This window comes from Streptococcus suis (assembly GCF_002964045.1).
In the GTDB taxonomy this organism is placed as follows: domain Bacteria; phylum Bacillota; class Bacilli; order Lactobacillales; family Streptococcaceae; genus Streptococcus; species Streptococcus suis_U.
Genome location: NZ_POPB01000520.1, coordinates 1 through 304, shown reverse-complemented (window position 1 = coordinate 304; position 304 = coordinate 1). Strand labels below are relative to the sequence as shown.

Sequence of the window (304 nt, the reverse complement as noted above, 5' to 3'; positions counted from 1 at the left end):
AAAATTCTTTTGTATACAAAACTGAAACTGCTCATATTCAAGTTCCTTTTAGTGACATCCTTTATTTTGAAACATCATCAACGATTCATAAAGTCATTTTAAAAACCAAAACAGGTCAGACTGAATTTTACGGGAAAGTATCGGATATAGCGAAAGCTGATAAACGACTTTACCAAGCACATCGTTCTTGTGTAGTGAATCCTTTAAATATAACGAAGTTGGATAGAGCAAACCACATTGCCTATTTTGAGAATGGAGATTCTTGTTTTGTTTCTCGTTTGAAGCAGAAGAAACTTGCAGATTT

1 protein-coding gene is annotated in these 304 nt (G+C 33.2%); it reads left to right on the top strand.

Features of this window, described 5'->3' with window-relative positions; all coding sequences use genetic code 11:
• Nucleotides 1-304: LytTR family DNA-binding domain-containing protein (locus C1E99_RS12445; protein ID WP_161951206.1), on the top strand; the 304-nt coding region annotated here is incomplete at both ends.